At 50.3% G+C, this 15,389-nt stretch carries 8 protein-coding genes; 2 read left to right on the plus strand and 6 right to left on the minus strand.

The window, feature by feature from the left end; translation table 11 throughout:
* Positions 1 to 152: 152 nt before the first annotated feature.
* From H7C19_RS03665 to H7C19_RS03685, 5 genes are all read right to left on the minus strand, one after another.
* Positions 153 to 5,966 carry an S-layer homology domain-containing protein gene (locus H7C19_RS03665; RefSeq protein WP_221469020.1) on the minus strand — a complete coding sequence of 1,938 codons (5,814 nt, stop codon included), beginning with the start codon at positions 5,964 to 5,966 and terminating at the stop codon, positions 153 to 155.
* Between the two features lie 183 nt (positions 5,967 to 6,149).
* Positions 6,150 to 8,837, minus strand: a complete 2,688-nt coding sequence (locus H7C19_RS03670; protein WP_185141222.1) for an alpha-mannosidase — start codon at positions 8,835 to 8,837, stop codon at positions 6,150 to 6,152.
* Positions 8,838 to 8,861: 24 nt separating this feature from the next.
* Entirely contained in the window at positions 8,862 to 9,686 is an 825-nt protein-coding gene (locus H7C19_RS03675; protein WP_185141223.1) for a carbohydrate ABC transporter permease, read from the minus strand.
* A 5-nt stretch (positions 9,687 to 9,691) separates the two neighbouring features.
* Complete coding sequence (locus H7C19_RS34590; RefSeq protein ID WP_185141224.1) at positions 9,692 to 10,576, minus strand: carbohydrate ABC transporter permease; 885 nt, start codon at positions 10,574 to 10,576, stop codon at positions 9,692 to 9,694.
* Positions 10,577 to 10,649: 73 nt separating this feature from the next.
* The gene (locus tag H7C19_RS03685; RefSeq protein ID WP_185141225.1) at positions 10,650 to 12,116 is read right to left on the minus strand and encodes an ABC transporter substrate-binding protein; all 1,467 of its coding nucleotides are present in this window, start codon (positions 12,114 to 12,116) and stop codon (positions 10,650 to 10,652) included.
* Positions 12,117 to 12,488: 372 nt separating this feature from the next.
* Here H7C19_RS03685 and H7C19_RS03690 point away from each other — a divergent pair, with 372 nt between their 5' ends.
* Positions 12,489 to 13,511 (plus strand): LacI family DNA-binding transcriptional regulator, encoded by a 1,023-nt coding sequence (locus H7C19_RS03690; protein WP_185141226.1) that lies wholly within the window; start codon positions 12,489 to 12,491, stop codon positions 13,509 to 13,511.
* A gap of 227 nt (positions 13,512 to 13,738) precedes the next feature.
* The gene (locus H7C19_RS03695) at positions 13,739 to 13,954 is read left to right on the plus strand and encodes a hypothetical protein (protein WP_185141227.1); all 216 of its coding nucleotides are present in this window, start codon (positions 13,739 to 13,741) and stop codon (positions 13,952 to 13,954) included.
* 26 nt (positions 13,955 to 13,980) lie between these two features.
* Here the strand turns inward: H7C19_RS03695 and H7C19_RS03700 are convergent, their stop codons facing one another.
* Complete coding sequence (locus tag H7C19_RS03700; RefSeq protein ID WP_185141228.1) at positions 13,981 to 15,363, minus strand: ATP-binding protein; 1,383 nt, start codon at positions 15,361 to 15,363, stop codon at positions 13,981 to 13,983.
* Positions 15,364 to 15,389: the final 26 nt, after the last annotated feature.

Genomic DNA, 15,389 nt, shown 5'->3' on the forward strand with positions numbered 1-15,389 from the left:
GGAGGGAAGGGGTTGTTGCAGAAACTAACAGAATCTACACTTAGATTTCCGAATCTGCCCGACTAATAGAAGCGATTGATCGGCCGGACGTTTATAAATTCTGGCCAAAAAGACTGCGGTCCAATTAAGCAACCGCAGCCCAAAGTTGTTACTTATTCCGTCGTCAGTTCATGGAAGGCAATCTCGACAAGCCCGCCCCAATCGAATGCCGTCCCCCCGATGACGATCTTCACGTATACCGTCTTGCGCCCCTTCGCATAATTCGTCAGGTCCAACGCCGTTTTTGTTCCGCCTTGGTCATATTCCTGCACCAGTGTATTCGCGGTAGCCACGCTGTCACCCACGTAGACATATACCTTCGATCCGAATACCCCGGCTCTAACCAACAGCTCGCTATCCAGACTTAAGAATTCATCCATCTGACTATCCAGCTTATAGACCAAGGTCGCCGCTTCCCTGGTAGGCCACGTTCCATCAGGACCCCCAATTCCGCTATAGTACCCGCGAATCGCGTTCATGTACGTATTCGCAGTCACTTCTACCCTTCCATAAACCGCTTTATCAGCCTGTACGAGGAAGCTGTCTGTCGAGACGCTATAGGTATCATTGCTATCATACGTGTTGCACACAGCGTCACTCGCACATCCCGCCTGATTTGCAAAATCGCTTTGATAGATTGTCCTGCTCACAGCAACTACAATCGGAATACTGGCGGTAAGATCAACCCCATCCTTCGATACAGTGACCATAATAGTGGCCGCTCCGGCAGATACACCGGCGATTGTCCCATTCGCCGAAACAGACGCAACTCCCGCGTTATCGCTTGTATAGGCAACCTCATACTGCGAAGGGCTCATAGCGTCGCTATGTTCGTTGTATGCTGCGACTGTTATCTGAGCAGTTCCATTTTTACCGATAATTTCCTTGGTGCTGGACGCTTCAATACGCGACAGCGTATTGGATCGAATCGTTAACGTAAGCACATTCGACTTCACCGCTTTCCCGCCGATTGACACGATTGCCTGCAAAGTCGTTGTTCCTGGCCGCAATAGTCGAATCTTGCCAGCTTCGATAGCTGCCAAGCTTTCATCTCCGATGAGGTACTCGATCTTGGCATCCGCGCTCGCAACGGGCTCCCCATTATCGTATCGCGCTTGGAGCGCAACCGGCGCAACTTCTCCCGCGAACAATGCAGCGTCGTCTACGACCGAGATCGAGGCAGAGTCAACCTCTCTTAATCCCGCCTTTTTCTTAATCTTCACATCGTTCAAGCAAGCCCATGTATCATTCGTCGAAGTGCGAATCTCCGCTTTAATATAAGCTGTGGTTTGTCCGCCTAAGTCCATATTAATCCCTCTGTTCAGCGAGAAATTGTTCTCGTCGCTGCCCGGTTCAATCATGCCTACCTGCGTCCATCCCACATTATCGGCGCTTATAAACCATTTGACGCTTTGCAAATCCGGATTCCCCATAATCGCCCTACCGCTGTACTCAATCGCAAGATCGCTGAGCGGCGTCGGACTATCAATCTTCCAGACCAAGATACCAGGCGAAGAACTATTTTCCGGCCTTGCAACCTTCAGCTTATAATTCGTATCCAGCGATTCCACAATCACGTTAGTCGTACTGTATGCTCTTGCCGTCCAATCGCCATCCTCAGCCTCGAACGTTTCCGACAAAAGCGTATCATAGACTTCAGAGATTTTGAGCGCCCTTAAGGAGCTTCCTTGATACGTGTACGGGCTGTAGACGACGGTCACTTCGTCACCCGGCTTCAATCCAATGTCGTCTATTCGTGCGGTCAGAATGTTCGTTCCAGTCGCATTAGGCGAGTCGATAATGGCATCGGACCCGATTTCAAATCGATATCGATCATCGATTTCGATGAAAGCGTTCTGCAGTTGACCGCGAATGGAGATCGGTTGAATGGCCGTAATCTGACCTGTTGCTCTTCCGTAATAAACCCGGATGAGCTTCGCCTCGTTTGCTTCGTTCATCGTGATTCTCAGCATTTCCCCCTTATTCACGATGGCCAGCGGCACTTCGATCAGCTCGTCGTCCGGCGCGCCGTCAGAACCGCGGAGAATTGTCACATCATCTGCCAGCCTCACCTTGACAGCGTCCACGTATTCACCAATCGCAGGATCCTGCGCTTGAATGCTAATGAACCCATCGCCGCCGCTCACATAGCTGGCCTCGAACTGCGCCGGATATTGCTTGGGAAGCGCAACTTGTGACTGAACCTCGAACACAACCCGACCATTGATCGCTTGTATTGCCGATGGCTCGTTTGCATTCGCAGTACGGATCTGGTAGATCCCGTTGCCCTTGGCTACCGCTTTATAATAAGCTCCTGTAACACCGTCTAGCTGCAAGCGGATGGCTGCAGCGGAATCAGCCGTGAAGCCGATTTTCACATCGTTGCTATATTCGTACAATACGGTATGAACCACCACATTCTTATTCTCAATATCCATCGTTATCGGATATTTACCAAGCGTCCCGTTCCCTTTCACTGCGAACTTGGCAGGAAGCGTCTGGGAGAGGGCCTCGTTCAGCATATGGTATGCCGTAACATATTTATTGCTCTCATATTGCGTGACGATTGCCTTGTAAGTTGCGTCCGCACCAGACTTGCTTAGGTATGTCTGCAACAATCTTTCCACGTCTGCACGGTAGCCCACCCACAGATTCCGCTCTCGCATTTCATCTACGCTGAATTGATAATCGTTCGTAAGCCCGCTTAGCTTATTCGATAACGCGAACGCCTTCACCTTCCAGATGGCCGACCAGCTAAACAGTTTGCTTGAAAGGCCTGGGGACATCAGCTTGAATTGCACATAGGCCACGCTTGCCGTCTTGTCAATGTAATCGCTGATATCTACATCCGCTGTGCTGAAGCTCTTCAAGGTAGCCGCCAACGTTAAGGCATCCTGGCTGGCCCCCGCCCATACTTCAATCCGATTGCTGCTATTGTACTCGCTGAGCGCCCTGCCTTCTACTTGAATCTTCGCCCCTGATGAGAAAGGCTCACCGCCATTGTTCAGCTTGAAGGTCAACTGTCCTCCGGTGCTATTGCCATTGTTCGGAGCAATGACATATTTGCCGTTAAGCCCTTCGATCATGACATCGCTAAAGCTAACCAGACCCGCATCCGCCTCAAGCGGTTCTGAACCGGCGAGCGCATAGGAAAGTATTGTCTTATCATGCGAAGGGACGGTTACCTTCTCGTTCCGTTTACCGTCAAAATCGTCGATGAGCCGTTGATCTCCGTCGCGATAATTGTATAAGGTCAGATGATCAGCCCCGTACATATACGCCTTCTCCAACGTCTCCATATCCAGGACAAGGCTTCTCTCCGCGTTCACATCCGCATATTTGCCTCTGGCAACAATGTAGTCCAAATATCTGGAATCGAGAAATCCTGCCCATTCTGCGCCGTAACGGATATTCTGAACCATGTGTGTCTCCCAGTCCGCTCTTTGCTCATCCCAATTCGGAAAGCCGGGGGTTGGAAACATATGCGAATAGGCATTTTCCACAAGCTGGTAGTCCGGGTAGGTAATCGCCCCTTCATTAATGACGATCGCATTATAGCCATATCCTTCGGCAATCGCATCAGCAACTCCAGAAATATAAGGGGTTAAGTTATTGAACATCCACAGCTTCTCTTCATCTGAAAGCCCATCCTCCGGATTCAATACAATACCGTCCTGTGCTGCTGCCGCAATCACGTCAGAACCGAAATCTCCTCCAGCGGTCGGAGAATTATTGAATGCGTAATAAGGCCAATATAACGGTTCATTCTCTGTAAAAATGACAACAGGCGGGATGCTGTCGCCGTTCGCCTGAATTTCCGCCGTTTGTTCCGAGATGTACTGCGTCAGCATCGTGATTTTATTAGCCCGGACCTCATTGTAATACGCATTATTCATCGTCAACCAAGGCGTATTCGACCAAATATTGGGGGTGGACAGCTTCCAGTTGCCCCTGCCATCAATATTAAGCGGATCGTAAATCACCTGGTTGTAGGCGATGTCCTTCCACTTACCCCCTTTGCCATCCGGCCCATCCGGAGTTCCGCTCCACCAGGAATTAATGCTTAGGTGGATGGGCAGTTCGCTATCCTTTGATAGATTCATAAGATAATCCAGTCGCCGCTTGAGCTCTTCCTCGCTCCACTTCATGTAGAAGATATCGAACCCAAGTCCAAGCTCATACATATCAAAATTGCTGTAGGTTGCCTTGATGTCCCGGATCAGAGCCAGATCGGAAGCATAATCGTTCCAATTAAGCACAGGCTGGAACAAGCCTACCGTCATCGGTCTGTTCACCTGCTCATCTGCAAGCAATTCGTTGAAATCTCCGTATGCCCATACGCGGCCAAAGTTAACCTTGCTGCCGCTCTCGTTGCGGAAAGTTATCGCAATCTCATCGTTGTTGCCGATCACGTCAGCATCTATGGACACAAAATAATGATTGGGTCCCTCGGACAATTCTTCATACGTCCTATAATAGGTCTCGACGCCGTTCACGAAGATGGAGTAGGCCAGCATATCGTCGCCTCGGGTGTGTATCTCCTCAATCTCTAGTGTGGCAGGATGATTTAGAGTAAGATCGGATAGTTCGAAGGAAATCTCCGAATCCACCCCCTCCATAAATCTGACCGAATACGCATCTTTAAGCTCACCCACTTGCGTATCAATCGTGGTTACGCCGGTTGTACCCTTCGTTGTTAAGTTTTTATCTGTTTCATCAGCGGAATCACCGAACACAATGCGTGATTGAACGAATGTATCTCCCAGAGGCGGAGTGTTCGTACCGTCATCAGCGCCTGGCGTTGCGCTGCCATTGCCATTGCCGCCTATGGTGACGCCATCGGCAAGATTCACCTTGTTGGGGCGTTTCTCGAACGATACCCCATTGGCATTGACATCGGCTGTCTCTATCGTACCTTGCCCCTTAACGGACACTCCCGCATTCGCGGTAAATCGAAGAACCGTAACTCCCGCAGCCAGTTGAACGGTGGAATCCCGCGCTTCCGAATGGATCGTAAGCTGTTCAATACTGCCACCTTCCGCAACGATATTCGAGGAATCGTATACATCAATCCGTCCTACAGTACCCTTCAGCAACAATGATGCGCCTGATTGCAATTGGATCGCGGACAGCTTTGTGTTTTCATCCGTTTCTATGCTCGCAGAATGATTGAGCTGATCCACAATTACTTTTCCTTGTACCGAGCTATTGTGCATCACAATCGAGGTTCCACCGTTTATGAATACATTCCCCGTCACCGTAACATTGTGCAGCGAAATTACGCCGCCTCCGATCCCGGGCGTCAAATACAAATTTCCTTCAATAATCATTCCATTCAGATCAACCTCTTCCGCGTTCACAACAAGGTTGCCCTTAACCGTGCCGGAGTAAGCTCCTGATGCATTCTTTAACTCGCCCATAATATTGTCGGTCATCTTGAGCGCTTCCGACCTCGTTACCGGCTCTTGAGCAGCGAATTTTCCAGAGGGACGTCCCGAAACATACTTTTGCTCAGTCAAGGCACTTATCGCATCTCTCGCCCACTCGGCTACGCCGGACGCATCATTAAACCTCGTATATGCCGTCTTGTCCGATACCTCCAGCTTGAATACTCTGGACAGAATGACGGCAGCTTCCTGTCTGCTTATCGGCCTGTCCGCATTGTAATTGCCCTTGCCATCGCCTTCAATGATACCGGCTGAAATCGCTTTCAGAAGATTGTCACGATACCAGGCCGTGCCTGGTACGTCGTTAAGAATCGCATCGGCTGTAACCGAATATCCGAAGATACGCGAGATCATAGCGATGAACTCTCCTCTGCTTATGGCCTGATCAGGTCTGAACGAACCATCGGAATAACCATTAGCGATGCCATAACCTTGCCATTTATCAATTTCATCGGACGCCCAATGGTTCCGTGCATCCACAAACCCTTTATTGCTCGTTGGCTCCTCTACTGTAGATACTTCTGCGCTCGCTTTACCGTACGCAGTGCTTAGCATTGAAAACAGGAATACAACGGGCATGACGATAGAGATAGCCCTACTACCCCTCATGGACATGATAATTGCCCCTCTATTATGAATTAGGTAGCTTGCTTTACCGATTGTCTACCGAAACAATTGAATCGTCATGATTTCTTTAGGCCTTACCGAAACGACCAGTCTTCTCCCCTGATCCCCCCGGTCTTGCAGGTCCACGGCTTGTTTAAGCTCCCCGTTAAGCCCCGCTAGCCGAGCCGCAAGGATGGGCAGACCGATCAGGAGATTAGCCTCAACCGCTGTGTGATGCAGATTAACCAGGCGCAACTCTATTCCATTCCCTTGATCCGGAATCGGTCTAACGCTCGTCATGTGAATGGCGTCCGTATCCAACTCCAACCATCCATATTCGCTGGAATCGACAGGGGCCGCAGACGCGCTTTTGTACTTGTCCAGAACACGGCTTTTCACGGCTATCTCCTGCTCATCTGCCACTCTCCATGGCGCCGGCAGATTTTCGCTGCGCCCGATCGTAACCCCGTACTCGAAAGTCATTTTTCTTATGCACTGTCCCTCTTCTGCAGCAACGCCCGGACCGGGGCGAATCATCGTCGTCATTCCGCGGTCAGCCCCGCCCAATTGGGAAACGCTTCGGAACAATGTAATCGCAAGCGTTCCTCCATCTGCGGAAGGAGCCGGAATCCATTCATACTCGTGAAGCCCCTTGGCATTCAGAATCACCCTGTCATGGTCATGATCGGCGAATAAGAAATGGCGGAAAGGAAACGTGGTCGGTTCATTCTCGATCCACACCGCTTCAGGCGGCTGGGCAACGCGAACCGGTCTTGCCGACACATCATAATGACCTCCGGCAACAACCGGCCGATCGCCGATAGGCAGCGGGAAGAGCAGACGAAGCCGATGATCGCGAGCGCGATTGTCTACGATCGTGCGAAAGCTTGCGGTTCTTCCGGAATCCGGCAACGTCAGCTCGGTCGTTATGGAAAGCGTAATACGGTCTTCGCTGCGCCGCTTGGAGCGGGGGTCTGCTGACTTAGGAATGCTAAGCTCATATTCAATTGTCATCCGTTTGTATCCATACCCCTCCCCCTTCACGCTCACGCTTGCGACCGAGCTTGTTACGAATCGTTCATTCAATATCGGTTGCGAATAGGAATACTCGTCGCCTACATCCCCGCTATCCTCGAATCGATGAAGTCCGCGCCACTCGCGTCCAGTCTTCAGATCCGTCCAGGTCACAGTACCATCGGCTTCAACGGCAATCCGCAAATATTCATTCTCGATCATTGCCGAAGCCGAGGCGATCGGCAAGTTGTCCAGAATCGGCACCTTGCTCAGCTTCGCCGCCACTAGCTTATAGCCTAAAGCCGGCATATTCTTGATATGTACCCATGCCTTGTGGCGATTGGTTTCCGCTTTGCCAAGCGGATACTTGCCTGCATACTTCTCGATCGGACAGATTTTATCGATAGATACGATTTCGCCCTTATACTGCATCCCGTCGCGGTCCTGAATGCGTACGGAACGATAAACCGTCTCGTCGTCGGCATCCAATTCGATTTCCGCAATCGCATCCCTTCTCCATGGAAGCGAATTAAATAGCAGGACGGGCACGCTCCCTTCCGGCACCCATGACCGGTCTATCCCCTCGGATAGTTGCAGAAGCGATTGCACGACGAGCTGCTCGCCGATCTGATCGGCCTTCTTAAAGCGGGTTTCCATCTCCTGATGAACCTCGTCAATGCTGCATCCGCATATGCTGTCATGCGGATGATTCTGCAAAATATACTTCCAAGCCTGTCGGACGAATTGCGGATGGTGCTCGTCCCGAACAAGGAGCGACAGCGCTTCAAGCGGTTCCACCCATCTTTCCATCAAGTTCTGAGCGGCGGCGTTTTGCTGCTTAAGGTATACTCTTGAGGAGAGCACATTAGGCAGAATGGTATTGATCGCTGCGCCAGGCGAATGGTTCGTATGACGGAACTCCCCATGCAATCGCATCAGCGGCGGATTGTCCGCCAGACTTGCCACAATGTAATCGACAATGCCGGAATGCTTGATAGGAACTTGTTCATGCTCGTTCCAATAGTCGATCAATACCGGAATGTGCGTTTGCGGTTCCATATGATCGAAGCCGTTCATGAGCAGTACATATCCGGTCTGCGTATGCGTGCCAATGTCCGCAACCAGCTCGCGAAGGCGCACGGACGCTTCCTCCGGATCTTCCGACAAGTCCATTGCGCTCGTATATCCGTGCTTATACGGCAGATGAATTGTAGTCAAGCAATCTCCATTGGGCGCTTCCCATTCGAACTCCGTAGGCGCTTGATCGGGCCTTCCGTTATGCCCTCTCCAGATTACGCCGTAATTCATCCCGTATTGCTTTAGAATTTGCGGCATCTGGGCAATATGACCGAACGTATCCGGTAGATAGCCGACTTGCAGAACAGGACCGAACGCGCTCGCTATGCGCCCTCCTTCCTCCAAATTGCGGATAATGGATTCGGGACTTACTAAATATTCATCTATCAGCACATACCAAGGTCCAATGACCAATTGTCCATTTTGCACGAACTTCTCGATTTTCGTCCTGTTCTCGGGTCTGATCTCCAAATAATCTTCAAGAATAATCGCCTGACCGTCGAGATGGAATCGGTAAGGAGGATGCTCTTCCAACGTGCGCAACAGTCTGTCCAGCAATCCGACCAACCGGAATCGAAAAACTTCGTAAGGCAGATACCATTCCCGGTCCCAGTGCGTATGCGAGACCAGGTGAATCTCTTTTAGTTCCCTCATTAACGTCAAATCCTCTCAATTGCATTATGCTTTTACTGCTCCGGATGTCATGCCTTGTACGAAATACTTCATTGTGAAAGCGAACAACGCCATTAAAGGGATAGAGGCTATGGTCATTCCCGAGAAAATGGAGCCATAGATTTTCTGCTGCGGATCCATAAATCGATATAGTCCGACGGTTAACGTGGTTTGGCTTTGATCGGACAACACCAGAAGCGGCCATATAAAGTCATTCCAGGTGCTCAGGATATTCACAAGGCCCATCGACAGAACAATGGGAATGGCGAGCGGAAGAACCAAACGGAAGAAGATGACCAACTCATTGCCACCGTCCATTCGAATGCTCTCGATTAACTCCTTCGGAATCTCTTCGAAGAAAGTTCGGAAAACGAAAATGACAACGAGCTGTCCTCCGGCAATGTAGGGTAAAATAGCTGCCCACGGTCTATTGATCAAACCCATATTCGTCACCAACACGAACTGCGGGACAAGCATGAGAATGCCGGGGATCATTAGAAATGCCAATAACAAGGCGAATAACGTCTGTTTAAGAGGAAATCTGAATCGTGCGAAAACATAGGCGGTCAAGCTGGAAACGATAAGAACTCCGATGACCGACAGGCCTGAAATAAAAATCGTGTTTTTCATATATATCCAGACTTTGGAGAATGCATCTTGCATAAAGCCGAATTGAGGATCCGTAGGCAGGCCAAAATAGTTGATTGAGAGCTGGAAATTGGTTTTGAAGGAAGTAATCAGCATAAAGTACATAGGAAATAAGGTGAAAAAAAGAAATACGCTCAACAGGCCAACGATAACGACACGGGGCGCTCCTTTGCGATTCGTCATGGTGTTCAGCCCCTCTCGCGAGTTGATCTCAAGTTCAAATACGTCAACGCCATCGTTAGTACAAACAGAATGACTCCAATCGCGGCGCCTACGCCCAATTTCCCGTAAGTAAACGCATTGTTGTACATATACAGCCCGGGAACCATCGTATCGTAACCCGGTCCGCCCTTCGTCATAATGAGCTGATCGCTGAATTGCTGCGTGCCGCCGATCAACACCAGAATGGTCGTTAGCCGAATTTGTGGCGCAACCATCTTCAAGTCGATCGCCCAGAATATTTTCCATGGGGATGCGCCGTCCACGGTAGCCGCTTCCCTCAGCGATTCGTCAATGTTCTGAAAGCCGGCCAAATAGATAAGAAATCCAAGACCGCTTATCCAAGGAAAACCCTTCATCATGAGAGAGCCCATGGCGGTGACTTGATTGTCGCCAAGCCATATATGCTGCCAATGTTCAAGTCCGATCATCGACAATACGGTGTTGAGCATTCCGTTGTTCGGCTCATAGAAGAACAGCCAGAACATCGTCGTAACCATTCCAGGCAGGACCATCGGAATCGTGAAGGCCACTTTATAAAATCCGGCCAATCTCGTGTTTCCTAACAAATAAATGAAATAAGCCCCTAAGAGAGAAGCGCCTTGCAAAATTATAATGTGCCAGATCATAAATACGAGCAGAATAAGGAAGCTGTTTCTGAAAATCGCGTCCTTAAATACCTCGATATAATTATCAAATCCCACACTTTCAGGATGAAGGTAATTCGTCATGTTCCAGTCCAAGAAAGACATGCGAAAAGCTTCCAGCGCCGGGTACAGCATAAAAAGTCCGATTAAAATAAAGCTCGGGAACAGGCACGCGTAAATGTATACATAATGGACTTTCTTTGTCACGATACATCATCTCCAAATCTAAGAAGAGGAGCGGGCGGCGTATTGCCGGCCTCCCGCTCTGAATAACCGTTTTTTACTGCAGATACTGCTCAAGATTCCACTCCGGGTGGGTCTTAATCGCTTCGTTCGCATATTTCTTCAGGTCTTTGCCGAATTCATTGAGGAACTGTTCCGCCGTCATTTTCCCCGCCAGATATTTCTGCTGATTTTTGAACCATTTGTCCTTCTGTTCGGCCGTGAACTCGTTCGCTCCGAAAGAAAGCTGCTCATCGTTTCCGAACGATTCCATGATCGGTTTAAGAACTTCCGGAACGTCCACGCCTTGAACAACGGGAATGAGATTTAATTCCTCGGCCAGCAGCTTCGCACCGCCTTCCGGCGCCGTCATATATTGCAGGAAGTTGACGGCGGCGCTGTCCGCTTTATTTTCCTTCGCATTGCGGGTAACCGCAAAGTATGGCGTCGAACCGATCTTAAACTTGTAACGCTCCGTACCGCCTAATTCGGAATAGCCCTTATCCAAATACGGGATCGGCGCGATGCCGTAATTGAATTTGAATCCTCCTTGCTGATATTGATTCGGATACCAGCTACCGTTGAGCGTCATCGCAGACTTGCCGTCATTGAACAACCCTTCGAACTCCCAGCTCGCGCTGTTAAAGCCTTCGTTAAAGTACGGAACCAAGTCGCTCAACAACCGCAAATACTCCTTCAACTGCGGACTGTCCTTCGTAACCTTATCCTGCACGACGGCGACCGCCCATTCATTTAACTCGATTTTCCCGGATTGGTTCAGATCGAGCTCCGACACGCTCGAACGCCACAAGTAGCTGGCCAAGTCCGTAGCGAGCCAGCCCAAATTCCAATCCATCGAGTTCTGAATGCTGAAAGGAATATATCCGGCATCTTTGGCCTTCTTGGCTACTTCAAGAAATTCGGTGATCGTTGCAGGCGGATCGGTGACTCCAATCTTCGCGAAGATATCCTTGTTATAATACAAATTAACGGTTACCACCTGATTCGGTATCCCGTAAAGATGAGGATTGTTCGCATCCGTCTTGTCCAACGCCGAGTCAATGAGGCCCGGCAGGAATGAATCCTTCCACGGCTTGTTCGTGTACGGGCTTATTTCATCCAGATAAGGCAGCAAATCGACAATCCATCCGTTCTTGTAGGCTTCTATCAGCTTCTCCGTCGTCGTTCCGCTAACGATTTCAGGTTCGGAATGCCCGATAAATTGCGTTTGCAGCCAATTTACCGCTTCTTCGGCAGGAATATATTTAAGCTCTGCCGTGTTGCCGGTTTGCCCATTAAACGCGGACACCATTTTCTCGTATGTAGGCCATGAATATTCGCCCTGATTGTGCATGATCGAGAATTTAACCGGGTCCGCCGCCGGACTGTTGGATGCGCTTGCAGACGAACTGCCGCTCGAGGTTTCCGACGGGCTCGCTTGATTAGAGTTGGAATTTCCTCCGCAAGCGGCAAGCACCCCCGTCATAAGCGCAAGCGAAGCTGCCAAAGTACCGATTTTTTTCATGTGTTACCCTCCCTTGTTTATGATTGTTAAGCTTTACCGTTCCGACAACCGTTTTTTCGCCCTTTTCGATGATAAATTTTATGTGAACGTTCACATTAAAATAAATCATAATGGATGGTGTAACCGTTGTCAACAGTATAGGTTAGCCATAAGCATTTAATATTTACCGATTAACAATTATGTTACCGGTCACATATTATGGTAATTAAGCCGATAATATGTGCAAATGTTACCGCTCATCAAATGGTTTATGGAACATTCTGATTGAAAATTCTTGTGTTTTTCAAGCAATACGCTTAATCTATCTATGTAACGATCATCCCGCTTCATTTTTTATGTGACCGGTCTCATAACGGAAAGAGGGTCTTTGTAATGGCAAGCACGATCAACGATGTCGCGAAATTAGCCGAAGTATCCAGACAAACCGTATCCCGCGTCATTAACGAGCCTTCCTTGGTGAATCCAAAAACACTGGAGAAGGTTCAGCGGGCAATTGAAATATTGGATTACCACCCTAACGTAACCGCCCGTTTATTGGTCAACAAACGGGTAAAGACGATGGGTTTGTTTATGCCCTTCTCCGCCGATCAGGTGCGGCAAAATTTGTTTTTCGCCACTTTGTCCTCTACAATCTGCCAAATTTGCTCGCAGAGCGACTTCGTCATGCAAATGTTTACTTCTTTGTCACGAGAGGATTCCAGCCGCTTTTTCGTCAAGCTCTTCAAGGAAAAGCAGGTGGGAGGGTTGATTCTAACCTGTCCCTCCGTCAGCAACGACGAACTGATCTTTCTATTATCCGAGAAAATTCCGTTCATTATCATCGGCCGCCCAGGAATAATGTCGCAGCAAATCAATTATGTGGACGTTAATAACGTGCAAGCGGGCGACTTGGCCATTGAGCATTTAATTCAATACGGTCATAGACGGATCGGATTCCTGAACGGCCCGGCCAACATGACATTATCCGCAGATTTAAACAAAGGGGTGATCACAGCTGCCCAGCGGCACGGCGCTAAGCTGGACATCCGCGAATCGGAGACCGATCTGACGCTGGATTCGGGATATCACCAAGCTTTAATTCTACTTAAATCGGACCAGAGACCGACCGCCATATTTACGGCTGACGATTTGCTCGCGGTCGGCGTTAAAAAAGCGGCCGACGAGCTAGGGTTGTCCATCCCGTCGGATTTGTCCCTGATCAGCGGAACCAATTCGGGGTGGGGCAATATCTTCCCTCAAGAGCTCACTTATATCGACACCCAATTCGAGAGGTTGGGGGACATCGCCGCGAAGCATATGATTCGGTTTATTCTTGAAGAACAACCCAGCAATCTATCCGAAGTGTTGCCGGTTCGTCTTGTGCTTGGACAAACTTGCGCCAGCGCTCACGAATAATGAAACCATTTTATTTTGTCCCTCGAACGCTCCGCAAAAAATGGATCGCAATCCATGCCACGATATAAATCTCGATCACAGCGCACGAAGAGGAAAGGGTTGTTTTCACCCATGAAGTAGATTGGCATGATGAACGCCATACGGACGATAACAAGCTTTCAACCTTAGGGTTGAAAGCTTGTTTTATTTTTTGTGCGGGGCAAACTTTATTTGAAGGGGTAGTCTTTGTGGCGGATAAGCATCAATCCGGACTGATCGCGATCTGGATCAGCCTCATCAGCAACATTGCGCTAACCGCGCTGAAAGTCATAGCCGGCCTCTTGTTGGCCAGCCCAGTTCTGCTTGCGGCATCGTCGCGGAGCTGCTCATCTATACCCTTCGCCGGCGCTATCGGCCGTTCGTCCGGCATTCATCTGGTCGATTCCCACCCGTTGCGATTCTAGGCGTTCTTGGCCTTCTCCTCCCGATTCTACTCTTTCACCTCTATTAATGGCAAGTAGATCATGAATTCCGTCCCCTCGCCGGCCTGGCTGTCCACATGGATCGTGCCGCCATGGTTGCGGATGATCCGATAGCTGACGGACAAGCCGAGACCCGTGCCGTCCTCCTTCGTCGTGAAGAACGGATCGAACAGCCGGTTCAGCGTGGCTCTGTCCATGCCTCTACCGTTGTCGCTGATGCTGATGACGGCGAACCGCTTCTCCCGCCTCGCCGTCAGCTTGATGAGTCCCCTGCGCTGATCCGGCGCGGACTGGATCGCGTCCATCGCGTTTTTCACCATGTTCAGAACGACCTGCTTGATCTGCTTCACGTCGATCGAGATCATGATATACGGATCGAAGATCTCGCAGCTTAGCTCGATGCCGCTCATGTGGGCTTCGCTCTCGGTGAGCAGGATCGTCTCCTTCAGCAGCAGTCCGACCAGCACCGTCTGCGTCATCGGCGCGGACGGCTTCGAGGAATTGAGGAATTCATAGATAATGTCGTTCGCCCGATCGATCTCCGAGAGGATGATCCGGGCGTACTCCTGCTTGCCGATCGAGTCCAGGTAAGGCTTCAGCAGTTGGATGAAGCCGCGGATCGAGGTCAGCGGATTGCGAATCTCGTGGGCGATCGCCGCCGCGATCTTGCCGAGCATCGCGAGCTTGTCGTTCTGAAACGCGGTCTGTTCGATCTGCTTGTATTCGGAGACGTCCTTCACGCTGACGAGATAGTCGCCGTCCAGCTCGTCGATCTGAGAGATGCTGATCAGCAGGAACCGGCCGTTCGCATCCTGGAACTCGCCGTGAAATCTGCGGTAGTAGACCATTTCCTTGAACATTCGGATAAAGATCAATCGCATCGGACGCCGCAGGTTCGGGTGAAACATGAGCTGGCGCAGCGAGTTCCCGATGAGCGCGCGGCGCGGCGCCTGCAGCACGCGGGACATCTGCACGTTCAGGAAGCGAAGCGTCCCTTGGGCGTCGAACAAGGCGATGCCGCTGTCCATATGCTGGAGCACCGTCTCGAACTTGCTCGGCCGCTCTTCATCGATCGGGACGGCCTTGACCGCCGCTACCTTCAGCCGTTCCTGCTCGGCGTCTTCGCGAGCGGCCGCGCCTTCAGGCATGCGCAGGGAAGCAAGCAGCTCCATCAAAAACAAAAGAGACCGGTGCATCAGCGTCATCCGGTCTTCCGTATCTGCGTTGGAGAGCAGGAAGCGCACGCTCTCTTCATGATGTTTGAGAATATCGTCGGTAGGAACGCCCTGCAGGAAGGTCCTCAGCTCGGCCAATTCCTTGCCTTGGTCCTCTCCGGAGGCTAGGGCGAATTCAGCTAATAACGGAAAATAGCGCGTTCTCCATCTCTCCATGATCTTCCCCCCAAGCCGACAAAAAT

This window comes from Cohnella nanjingensis (genome assembly GCF_014212125.1).
GTDB classification, from domain to species: domain Bacteria; phylum Bacillota; class Bacilli; order Paenibacillales; family Paenibacillaceae; genus Cohnella; species Cohnella nanjingensis.